The sequence below is a fragment of the Desulfosalsimonas sp. genome, from assembly GCF_046483245.1.
GTDB lineage: Bacteria > Desulfobacterota > Desulfobacteria > Desulfobacterales > Desulfosalsimonadaceae > Desulfosalsimonas.
On the sequence record NZ_JAWODO010000003.1, the window covers coordinates 39723 to 51692 of the forward strand.

9 protein-coding genes are annotated in these 11970 nt (G+C 53.2%); 6 read left to right on the top strand and 3 right to left on the bottom strand.

Annotated features, from left to right (window positions below):
- Positions 1–3 precede the first annotated feature (3 nt).
- From R6U41_RS00275 to R6U41_RS00285, 3 genes are read left to right on the top strand one after another with little or no spacing between them, the layout of a single operon-like run.
- A complete protein-coding gene (locus R6U41_RS00275; protein ID WP_410267835.1) occupies positions 4–3129 on the top strand; it encodes an FAD-dependent oxidoreductase in 3126 nt (1041 codons plus the stop codon).
- A 5-nt stretch (positions 3130–3134) separates the two neighbouring features.
- Entirely contained in the window at positions 3135–3788 is a 654-nt protein-coding gene (locus tag R6U41_RS00280; protein WP_410267836.1) for a methylenetetrahydrofolate reductase C-terminal domain-containing protein, read from the top strand.
- Between the two features lie 56 nt (positions 3789–3844).
- Complete coding sequence (locus tag R6U41_RS00285; protein WP_410267837.1) at positions 3845–4732, top strand: methylenetetrahydrofolate reductase; 888 nt, start codon at positions 3845–3847, stop codon at positions 4730–4732.
- 4 nt (positions 4733–4736) lie between these two features.
- Here the strand turns inward: R6U41_RS00285 and R6U41_RS00290 are convergent, their stop codons facing one another.
- A complete protein-coding gene (locus tag R6U41_RS00290; protein WP_410267838.1) occupies positions 4737–5750 on the bottom strand; it encodes an alpha-hydroxy-acid oxidizing protein in 1014 nt (337 codons plus the stop codon).
- Positions 5751–6086: 336 nt separating this feature from the next.
- Between R6U41_RS00290 and R6U41_RS00295 the strand changes: the two genes are divergently transcribed.
- The gene (locus R6U41_RS00295; RefSeq protein ID WP_410267839.1) at positions 6087–6731 is read left to right on the top strand and encodes a potassium transporter; all 645 of its coding nucleotides are present in this window, start codon (positions 6087–6089) and stop codon (positions 6729–6731) included.
- A gap of 16 nt (positions 6732–6747) precedes the next feature.
- Here R6U41_RS00295 and R6U41_RS00300 read toward each other — a convergent pair whose 3' ends face one another.
- A complete protein-coding gene (locus tag R6U41_RS00300) occupies positions 6748–7344 on the bottom strand; it encodes an NUDIX domain-containing protein (RefSeq protein ID WP_410267840.1) in 597 nt (198 codons plus the stop codon).
- A gap of 693 nt (positions 7345–8037) precedes the next feature.
- Between R6U41_RS00300 and R6U41_RS00305 the strand changes: the two genes are divergently transcribed.
- On the top strand, positions 8038–9336 hold the full coding sequence (locus tag R6U41_RS00305; protein WP_410267841.1) for a hypothetical protein: 1299 nt from the start codon (positions 8038–8040) through the stop codon (positions 9334–9336).
- Positions 9337–9522: 186 nt separating this feature from the next.
- On the top strand, positions 9523–11286 hold the full coding sequence (locus R6U41_RS00310) for a hypothetical protein (RefSeq protein ID WP_410267842.1): 1764 nt from the start codon (positions 9523–9525) through the stop codon (positions 11284–11286).
- Between the two features lie 116 nt (positions 11287–11402).
- Here the strand turns inward: R6U41_RS00310 and R6U41_RS00315 are convergent, their stop codons facing one another.
- Positions 11403–11876 (bottom strand): PilZ domain-containing protein, encoded by a 474-nt coding sequence (locus tag R6U41_RS00315; RefSeq protein WP_410267843.1) that lies wholly within the window; start codon positions 11874–11876, stop codon positions 11403–11405.
- Positions 11877–11970: the final 94 nt, after the last annotated feature.

Genomic DNA, 11970 nt, shown 5'->3' on the forward strand with positions numbered 1-11970 from the left:
CCTATGAAAAAACTCACATCCATCGGACAGATCGAATGGCTCCGCAACAGGATTCTTGCGGATTCAGGCAAAAAAAAGACCGAAATCCACGTCTGCATGACAGGATGCCGGGCCTACGGAGCTGCAGCCGTGCGCGACGCCCTGGCCGACGCCGTCACCCGCCAGGGCTTGGACAAGGAAGTGGAAATCCGCTCCACCGGATGTCACGGGTTCTGCGCCAAGGCCCCGGTGGTGGCCATAGAGCCTCTGGGAGTCCAGTACCAGGAAGTGGATCCGGACGATGCCGCGGAAATCGTGGACAAAACCATCAAGGATCAGCAGTTAATTGAGCGCCTTGCCTACCAGGACCCAAGAACCGGCCGGTTTGTTTATTACCGAAACCAAATCCCCTTTTACCAGAAACAGGTACGCCGGGTGCTGGCCAACTGCGGCCGGATCGACCCGACCAAAATCGAGCACTACATTGCCGCCGGCGGGTACAGGGCGTTTGTCAAGGCCCTGTCCCAGATGACCCCGGAAGCGGTCATCGAGGAAGTGGTTTCCGCAAAGCTGCGGGGACGCGGCGGCGCGGGCTTTCCCACGGGCATCAAGTGGCGGTTTGCCAGGCAGTCGCCCACCACGCCCAAATACGTGGTCTGCAATGCAGACGAAGGCGATCCCGGGGCTTTCATGGACCGGGCCCTCCTGGAAGGCGATCCCCATGCAGTGATCGAGGGCATGATGATCGGTGGTTATGCCATGGGCGCGGAATACGGCATCATTTACGTGCGCGAGGAATATCCCATTGCAGTGGAGCACCTGACCCTGGCCATTGAGCAGGGAAAAGAGCTGGGCCTTCTGGGCGAAAACATCCTGGGCACGGAATTTAACTTTGATCTTTCCCTGAAAATGGGCGCCGGCGCCTTTGTCTGCGGCGAGGAAACCGCGCTGATGGCCTCCATTGAGGGAAAACGCGGCATGCCCCGGCCCCGGCCCCCCTTTCCGGCCCAGGCCGGAATTGATCAAAAGCCCACAAACATCAACAACGTTGAAACCCTGGCCAACATCCCGCTGATCATCAAAAACGGATCCGAATGGTATGGTGAACTGGGCACAGATGCGTCCAAGGGAACCAAAATTTTTTCCTTGGCCGGCAAGGTCAACAACACCGGCCTGGTGGAAGTGCCCATCGGCACCACTATCCGGGAGGTAGTCTATGACATCGGCGGCGGCATTCCCAAGGGAAGGCAGTTTAAGGCCGTGCAAATGGGCGGACCGGCGGGCGGATGTGTGCCGGCCAGATTTTTAAACCTGCCCATTGACTATGACACCATCCAGCGCATTGGCGCCATCATGGGCTCAGGCGGTCTTGTGGTCCTGGATGAAAACAACTGCATGGTGGAAATCGCCCGGTTCTTTTTAAATTTCACCCAGTCCGAGTCCTGCGGCAAATGCGCCCCGTGCCGGCTGGGAACCACCCAGCTTTTGGAGACCTTATCCCGCATCACCCTGGGCCAGGGCCACATCCAGGACATTGACACCATCAAGTCCATCGGCCACACCATGAGCGAGGCCTCGTTGTGCGGCCTGGGCCAGGCCAGCCCCAAGCCGGCCCTGTCCACTTTGCGCTATTTTGAGCAGGAATACCGCGATCATATCCACGAGCACCGGTGTGCCGGTGCGGTGTGCGATTCCATGGTGATATCGGCCTGCCAGCACGCCTGCCCGGCCGGCATTGACGTGCCCAATTACGTGGCGGCCATCGGCAGCGGCAACTACGAGGATGCCGTTGAAATCATCCGGGAGAAAAATCCGTTTCCGGCCGTGTGCGGCCGGGTCTGCATCAATCCCTGCGAATACAAGTGCCGCAGGGGAGAGCTCGACGAGCCCGTGGCCATCCGAACCCTGAAACGGTTTGCATCAGATTATTATTATGAAAAATACGGTGCCGAGCGCGAGCCCTTCCCGGTGACCCGGTCTGAGAAAGTGGCCATTGTGGGCGCCGGACCCGCGGGCCTGACCTGCGCCTATTTTCTGGCCAAGCTCGGATACGAAACCAAGGTGTTTGAGGCCCAGCCCGTGGGCGGCGGAATGTTAAACATTGCATTGCCCGAGTTCCGCCTGCCCAGGGATGTCATTGACATGGAAATCAGGTGGATCCAAAACGCCGGGGTGAAAATTGAGTACAATTCGCCCATTGACGCCAACCACACCCTCACTGACCTGAAAAAGGAAGGATTTGACGCGGTGTTTTTGTCCGCCGGCGCCCAGGCCAGCAAGCGCATCGGGATTCCCGGAGAGGAAGAGGGCCTGGAGGGGCTTTATTACGGCTTAAACTTCCTGCGCGACGTGCGCCTGGGCCATGACATGCGACTTTCTGGAAAAACCGTGGTTATCGGCGGTGGCAATGTGGCCATGGATGTGGCCCGCACCGCCCTTCGCGCCGGTGCCGACGATGTCCAGGTCTTCTGCCTGGAAAGCCGCGATGAGATGCCGGCCTGGGACAAGGATGTGGAGGAAACCGAGGAGGAAGGCGCCATATTGAACCTGCAGTGGTCGCCGGAGCAAATCTATGAGAAAAACGGCAAAGTCAAAGGCATCAGTTTTTCCCACTGTCTGGCGGTATTTGATCAGGAGGGCAACTTCCGGCCGGAATGCGACATGTCCGATACCCAGTACATCGAAACCGATAATATCATCATCTCCATCGGCCAGGCCCCGGATACCTCGTTTCTGCCCGAAGACTCCCAGCTGGAGCGGGCATTGTGGGGTTCTCTGGCCGTGGATGAAAACACCCTGGCCACCAATGTGCCCGGGGTTTTTGCCGGCGGCGATTTCACCACCGGACCGACCTTTGTGATCCGGGCCATTGCCTCGGGCCGGCGGGCGGCCCTGGCCATTCACAAATATCTTTCAGGCGATCAGACCCCGATTTTCATGCCGGATGAAAAAACCCCCCTGGCCCAGGAAACCGGACTGGCCCTGGAATCGGAAAGCACAGAGGATCAGCCGCGGATCCGGATTGAAACGGAAAAACCCGAGGACCGCGTCTGCGACTTCAGGGAAGTTGAAAGGGGCTTTACCGCCGAACAGGCCCATTTTGAAGCCAGGCGGTGCCTCAGGTGCGATCTTGAAAAAGAGAGGAGCTAACCACCATGATTCGATCCATTACCCAGCAGAAACCAATGGAGGAAATCGAGCAGCTGCTCGAAGGCATGGACAGGATATTTGTCATCGGATGCGGCACCTGCACCACCCTGACCCGGACCGGCGGCGTGGAACAGGTGGCGGCCATGGCCCAAGACCTGTCTGCCAGGGGCAAGGTGATCACGGGCACCACCGTGGTCCCCGTGGCTTGTGACAATCTCGCCGCCGACATCCTCTCGGAGTTCGGCGCGCGCATGAACCAGGCAGACGCGCTGCTGGTGATGTCATGCGCCTATGGTGTGCAGACCATGGCCAGCCAGCTCGGCCAGATGGTGGTGCCGGCCCAGAACACCCTCTTTATCGGCAAGGAAAACGCCGCCGGCCAGTTCAACGAAATCTGCACCCAGTGCGGCACCTGCGTGATCGGCGAAACCGGCGGCATCTGCCCGGTGACCACCTGCCACAAGGGGCTTGTCAACGGCCCCTGCGGGGGCACCAACAACGGCAAATGCGAAATCGATTCCAACAAAGACTGCGCCTGGACCATGATCTACAACCGTCTAAAAGAACTGGACCGGCTCGATTCCATGCGCACCTACAAAAAGCCGCGCAATCACCTGGGCGAACCCAGCCCGGGCAAGTTCAACATCCCGGCGGACTGATACAACCATAACTCATAATCACTTAACACTTAACACTATTTATAAGGATACTTCCCATGCCATCCGCATTTAAAAAAGCCCTTGATTCCGGAAAATTCGTGGTCACCTCCGAGGTCGCCCCCTCCAAGGGGACCAACCTGGAGAAAATGGCACACCACGTGGAATTGTTAAAAGACAAGGTGGATGCCATGAATGTCACCGATCACCAGAGCTCGGTGATGCGCTTTCCCTCCCTGGGCGGGGCCCTTCTGGTCAAAGAAAACGGCGGAGAGCCGATTCTGCAGATGACCTGCCGGGATCGAAACCGCCTGGCCCTGCAGGCGGATCTCATGTTTGCCGCCAGCCGTGGGATCAACAATGTGTTGTGCTTAACCGGTGATTCGGTGATGCTCGGCGACCACAAGGAGGCCAAGGCCGTGTTTGATCTGGATTCCAGCCAGCTTGTGGCCGCGGTGCGCACCATGGAGCGGGGAAAGGACATGGCCGGAAACGATCTGGACGGTGCCGTCAAGTTCTGCGCCGGGGCTATTGTCACCCCGGAGGCCAATCCCATTGAGCCCCAGCTGATCAAGTTTGAGAAAAAAATCGAGGCAGGTGCCGAATTCATCCAGACCCAAGCGGTCTATGACCTGGACAATTTCAAAAAATTCATGGATTACGCCCGGCAATTTGACGTTAAGGTCCTGGCCGGCGTGATCCTGCTGACCTCTGCGGGCATGGCCCGGTTCATGAACAAAAACGTGGCCGGTGTCATGGTGCCCCAGAGCCTGATCGATGAAATGGCTGCCGCCCCAAAGGGCGGGGCCCTGAAAAAGGGCATCGAGATTGCCGGCCGCATGATCGCGCAGATCAAGGAAGAAAAAATCTGCGACGGGGTCCACATCATGGCCATCGGCAAGGAGGAGGTGGTCCCGGACATCATGTCCGCAGCCGGGCTGATCTAGGGGGTTATCCCGACCACAGAATGGATCCGTCCACGGACCGCACCGAGGCTGTGCCGGTGAGCACCATGCTCTGAATCAGCTCCTGGCGGATTTGGGACAGGTAGGTGGAAGCCCCGTCTTTGCCCCCGCCGAGCACGGCAACCGAAAACGGCCGGCCGATCATCACCGCATCCGCGCCAAGGGCCAGCATGCGAAGCACATCTCCGCCGGATCTCACCCCGCCGTCGGCCAGCACAGCGATCTGCCCCTGAACGGCTGCGGCCACATCACGCAGTACCCGCGCGGTTCCGGGCACGCCGTCTAACACCCTTCCGCCGTGATTCGACACCACGATCCCGGCGGCGCCGGCATCCACACACATTTTTGCCTCATCTGCAGTCATCACCCCCTTGACCACGAATTTGGCCGGTATTCGCTCAATGATCTCAGCAAGCCTTGCCGCCGGCTTGGGCGACACCGGCCGGCCCATCTTGCGCAGGGTCACCAGGCCGGCTGCATCCACATCCATGCCGATGACCGAAGCGCCAGCTTCCATCGCCTTTTCCGCCTTGGAAAACAGCTCCTGGTCCTCCCACGGCTTGATAAACGGAATGCCCCGGCCTTCCAGTTCCCTGATGGCGGCAAATCCGCTTTCGTGAATAAAATCCGGCACACCGTCGCCGGTGCATCCCAGGCAGCCCTCATCAGCGCATGCCGAAAGCTTGGCCAGGATATAGTCCTGCTCCTGCATGCCCCCGCCCATGTTAAACGACACCCCGCCGATGGGGGCGGCCATCACCGGCATGGACAGGTCAAAGCCCAGCAGGGAAAGCCCCGTGTCCGGCTCTGCGGCATCATGGAGACAGCGCATGTTAAACCGGATTTCAGAAAGGGCCCGGACATTGTCCTGAAAACCCGATCCCGTGCCCAGACCGCCCATTCCCGGCACCTGCCCGGCACAGGCCCGGCCGTCGCACACCGGGCAGACCCGGCAGTATCCCTTCATCAGGGTGCGTGCTTTTTCGCGTATTTCCTCCATTGGCTTGTTCCTTTCCACGTTTGCCCGTCTGATTTAAAAAAAATGCCTTGTGCCCGTCCATCCGACAAGGTTATTGTGTAATTAGTGCCCGAACGAAAACCAGGATTTTTCGTCAAGGTCAAGGACGGCGAAAATTTTAACCGCAGGAATACTCGACGTATTTTGAGGATTAAAATTTGAGCCGGACGCAGAGATTGGCGAAAAAGACGGTTTTCGTTCAGGCACTAATTATAATCAATTGCCAGACAATGTTCAACCCCGCTGCCCGATACCCCGCTCTTTTGGGTCAAAGGCAGACCGATCCCGGAATTGATAAAAACCCGGCAGGGATAAAACATGGAAACCATATGGATCATCGGCTGCGGCCGGTTTGGCCGTATTGCTCTGGAAAGGCTGGATTCAGGCAAACGCATAACCAAATTCGTGGTAGTGGAACCAGAGCCCGAACATTTTCCACAGCCTAGGGCAAATGTGAAAATTGTCCGTCAGGACGGGGTCGATTTTCTAAAACAAAATTTGGCCGGACAAAGCGCCCCTGACTGGATCATCCCCGCCCTTCCCGTGCATTTGGCCGTGCTTTGGCTCATGGCCGATGCCGAACCGGTGCGGATCCGGCGCTGTGAGCCGCCCGAAGGCCTGGAAAAACGGCTTCCCAATCCCATATACGGCCATACCGGCGATATCTACATAAGCATGGCTGATTTTATGTGCCCGGACAACTGCCCCGAGCCGGCGGATTACTGCCCGGCCACCGGTAAAAAACGGGAGCAGAACCTGTTTGAACGGCTGGAAAAACTGGATGTTTCGGAATTTGAAATCAAGATAATCCGAAGCCATCAGCTTGCGCCGGGCGTTGGCGGCTACAAACCCGAATCCCTGCTTGAACTCAAACAAAAAGTGTCCCAAAAACCCGGCAAGCATCTGATTGCCACTGCATGCAGATGCCACGGTGTGATCACGCCGGTATATACGCAGGCATAACGCCCTTCAAATATTTTTATATCCCGCCTGTGGCGGCAAATTTATCCATAACCAGCCAGGTTTTCACATCCACCTTGAGCGCCGAATCAGCGCACAGATCTGCGGCCTCTTTTTGGGACAAAAACACGGTTTCAATGTCTTCTGCGCTGCCGGTGTTGCTGTCGGATGGCCGGCCATCACAGTCGAGATACACCATGACAATGGATTCGTCTGTAAGGCCCGATGACACATATATGGGCTGGCTGGTGCGGCGGATGCCGGTGGTCTTCAGGCCGGTTTCCTCCCCGAGTTCCCGAATGGCACTTTGCTGCGGGCTTTCGCCCGGATCCACCAGTCCGGCGGGAAATCCGTACTGGTAGTCATTTAACGGCATCCGGAATTCCCGGATCACAACCAGCTTGCCGCTGGGCACATGCCAGGGCACGATAATGACTGCATCCACAATGTCAAATGCGCCGGTTTCAATCTTGGGCGGATTCTGCCGGGAGGCAAAGTCCCAGCGCCTTTCATTGCCGTTTCTGTCCGAGTACCGGATTTCAAACAGATTGACAAACTTGCGGTCTGTCAAAGCTGTTTGGCCGAAAATCCGGATTTTTTGATTGCCTGCGCTCATGATCGATCCTTATGTAATGCCGCTTTACTGAGTCGCCTGTACCAGGTTTTACAGCAAAAAGTTATTTCCGCTTCAATTTTGATGCACCCGTAAAAAGCTTTTTACCGCGCCATCAATTTTGATGGCACCGTAAAAAGTCTGATTTCAGATGGTGCCGTAAAAAGTTCAAGATCAAGGCTTGCGCAATTTTGAAGAATGCAGCGTACTTATCCGTACGTGAAATTCTGAGAAATTGCGCGTAACGCAGATATTGGACTTTTTACGGCACCATCAATTTTAAATTCTAGCATATTTCAATATTTTTTCATACACAAAGACTCGAACAAAAGATCTGTCCTGCCTGGATCCATTTGCTCCTCTCCTATTTTTTATTTCCAATTAAACTAAGGTGTTATCCGGTTACCAACATATAAAACCAGGGAAATTTAAAATTTATTCTTGCATTAATATTTGCCTGAGATATAAATTAAAACGTAATTCTTAAACCGGCCGCGGGCGGCAGGCCGTGTAAACCCACCTGGCCATCTGGCCAAAACAAACCCAAAGGAGGCCAAAAAGATGACAAAAAAGATTGTTCTATTAATGTTAACAATGTTTATTGTTCATTCAAGCGTTGCTTTTTGTGAAGTAGGCTCAGGAAGGGTCACAGCCAAAAGCGGAAATGTGGATATTGAACTGTTTGGAAGTCTGAAAATGTATCCGCATTTTATGACGGATTCGGATTTTAATTCAGACAACACGGAATATGATCGTCTATTGGATGAGGGTGGCTGGATTGACGACTCGGCAACCGTGCGCAGTGAAGCCAGACTGGGATTTTCCGGCAAGGGTGAAAACTGGTCCTTTATGACCATCCTTGAGGCGGACTTTGCCCTGAGCAAGGGCAACACGGACCGCGGCAGGCGGCTCGGGGGCGAAATCGAAGATACTGGAATGACAGGAAATGAATTTGCCATTGAAAAACTGGAATTCACCTATGATTTCACCTCCCATGGCGCGCCCATGCAAGTGATGACCGGATGGGACACCAAATGGCTGGATATTGAAACCGGAGGTCTGGCCTATGGAGATGATCATCCCTACATCGGCCTGAAAGGGAAATACAATGATATTTCCTGGGAAGCTTTGACCATGTTTATCAACGACGAGGTCTACGGTGGCCCCGACTTCGAGGACAATGACTGGGAAGCCTATACTTTTAAATTTGCCATGCCTGTTGCCCAGGGCCTTACACTGAATCCCTTTTACGCATACAGCCACAACAAAGCCAGGGACGCCAATGTCCATTACATCGGCGTTCAGACCTTTGGCAAAATCGGGAGGCTCACTCCCAGAGCGGAGTTTGTCTATGCCGAAGGAGACAAGGACAACCCGTTTGGACGCGACTATGATATTGATGCATGGGCTGCGTTTGCCGCACTGGAGGTCAATGTAAGCGATGAAATGAATCCTTACTTTGGCGGCTATTATATGACCGGTGATGATGATCGCAATGACAATGACATTGAGGCCTATAACCCCATCACCAATATTTCCAGGTACACCTCCACCTTTGGCATGGAAAATGCTTTCATTTACAGATATGTTCCCATCCTGGGATCACACCTTTACAGCAATGATTTTGCCATGCTCGGAGATGACCCCGGCTACGGCGGCATCAGCAACTCCGCCAAAGCTGACAGTCCCGGAATGTACAGCCTGGGTTTTGGAACCAAGGGTAAATTTGAAAACCATAACATCAGCTACAAGACACAATTTCAGTACTTCTGGTTTGAGGAAACAGGAGCGCTGGACCAGTCTTATGGAAGAAAAATTGACGATGATATCGGTTGGGAATTTGACCTGCGGATCACTTACCATTTCAGTGAAAATTTCTCCATCGGTAATGTTTTGAGCGTATTTGACCCGGGTGACGGCATCCAGGATTTATATGGCCCAGACTTTGATGAAACAGCATATCTGGATACCGTGGAGATGACCTGGACATTCTAGGAAATGAAAAGATGACACAGCACGGCTGCCGCCCTCAGCCAGGCCCGGGAAAAACAATGAAATACCTGCTTGACATCAGGTGTAATTGTATTGGCAAAATTGTTGAAAAGCCTTTTGGTAGTTCCGGTGATATCAGGAAAAACCAGCAGAGACGTTGAATCAAACTTTAACACACAGGATGTTTTTATGAGATCCGCTGTCTACTGTTTGATGGTGATCATTATGGGCACAGCCCCGGTCTATGGGGATTCTGGTGATTATTCAGACATTTTTACCTACCTGGAAACCCGCCATGCACCGGCTTATGAAACAATCGCGGAAGTGGCGGATACGGACCACAACCAATTAATTTTTAAAAATCCTGTCAAAATTCCGGTCCGGGGACAGGAACTGCTGGTATTGAAAAAAGCCGGGGGCAAGCCGGTTTCTTTGTTTTCAATAAAGGCAGTAATCAAGGTCAATGCCATTGATGACAAGACAATCGGGGCCAGAGTCGTCAAAAAATTTGATGGGTCCATTGAAGCAAACGACCCCATTGCCCTGCCTCCCCCTCCAAAAATCGGCCTGAGCACCAACATTGAAGAAAAGCAGGATTCCCTGGCATACAACAGCCTGCTGCAGGCCCTTTTGGGAGACCATTATGATGTTGTGGAAATCTCAGGCACAAAAGATCTGCAGGAAACGGATAATTATGCCCTGCGGGTTGATCTCCGCCAGTCCCGAAAAAATGCCACAATAAAAATCAACTCCCTTTATACCGGTTCAACGCTGTTTTCCCGCACCCACAGCCTTTCTGATTTGTCAGATTTCCGGGGTTTCAGCGAAAATGAAAACCTGGCGCAGCAAACTGCCGGGACAACTGCGCAAAGCCGGAAACCCGATGAAAAATCCGGGGATCCAATGGCTGCGCAATTTGAAAAAGTAAAAAACATTCGGCTTCCGGAGGCATTCAGAAGAGTTGTGGCAGCAGAACTGGACGGAACCCCGCCAAAGGAACTGGTATTGCTCAATGACAACGGGGTCTTTGCCTTTTCCCTCAATCAAGGCGCCCTGACGCTTTTAAAAGCCCATCAATTCAACGATCACCAATTGATCGGTTTGCACCTGCATGCCATGGACGCAACCGGTGACGGAACAGAGGAGGTGTTTGCCACCTGCGCCCGGAAAACCACCTATCTGGATGCTCCGGACACAAACCTGCGTTCGGCAGCCCTGGACTGGCAGGAAGATCGATTTACAGTGCTGGATGACAATATTGGGTTTTATCTCAGGGCTGTCCATGAGCCTTCAGGAAAGCCAATCCTGCTGGGACAGGAGAAAAAGGGCCCGGAAAAATATGCCGGTCCTATTTTTCAGGTTCACTGGGACCGGGAAAACAAAAAATTCAGCCAGGGCCGTGAGTATGAGCCTGCATCGGGTATTTACAGCCTTTATCAGTTCACCTTCGGCTGCGGATCACCTGAAAAAGCCCTGATTCTTGAGCCGGAAAACCATGTGTCTTTGTACCGGCTGCCGGATGAACATCTGCTGGATACTACGGACGTGGGGTTTGGCACATACAAGGAGATTGCTTACCCGGTCAGGCTGGCGGAAAAAACCTATCGGGGTGGATTTGATGAGGAGATCACCAGCCGGGAAGCATTTGCCCCAAGAAGATTTGTCTTTGCAAAAGAATTCCAAAACCAGTGTTTTTTCATGGATAAAGGCCGGGTCCCGGCAAAAAAAGTTTCAGAAAAACTGATCAGCTTGATTTCTCCCAAAGATGGTCTGGATCGGATTGTCGGGCTAACATGCGCTTCAGACAACCTGTATCAGAGCTGGAGTTCCGAGAAAATCCCCAGGGATTTAATTGATTTTGTTTTTTTTCAGCAAAATCAGAAGACAACTCTGCTGGGTTTGGTGAGAGACAACAAGGGCTATGCCCTGGAAGTGTTATCGGAACAGAATTGAGACGATTGCTGTTAACACATCGCATTTGATATCCCATACCGGTTGCCTGCAACCGGGCCGATCTGTTGCGGATGACCGAAGCCACTCCGGTCATCCGCAGCGTTGGTTTGCATTTTTTACACCTGCAAAAAAATGGATCTCCTGGAGAATTTCAGGTCCGATACGCTGCTGTTTAAAACAGGTTGTTGGACTGAATACAGGTTTTTATTTTGATCGCGCTGCCGGCGATTATGATAAACTTTTACAAATGCAACAATGGCCTTTGTTTGTTCTTCTTCAGGTCCTTTGAATTCAATCCCGGTTAAATGGCAGCCCGGCGTATCTGATTTCCGGGTATTTGCCACCCGGCCTTTGACTTTTACCTTTTTTCCGTTCAAATCAAGGGTGATCAGCATAATGCAGGAGCCATTCAATGGTTTTTCTGTTTCCAAAAGTATGCCGTTTTGACTCAGGTCCAGGGCCTTTCCCCTGCCCTGATCCGTTAATTGCCTGTTCGCATCAAAAAGAATATAGCTGACATCGTTTTCGGTCTGTATCCGAGTGCTTTTTCGTCTATCCTCAATAGTTTTTGCGTTTTGTTGGCTATCCATTTAATACACCTTTACACTGAATTCCAGGGACACAAAAAATTTTCAATCAAATTTAATAATATCATTTAATTTAACCTTGTTCAAGCATTATGAC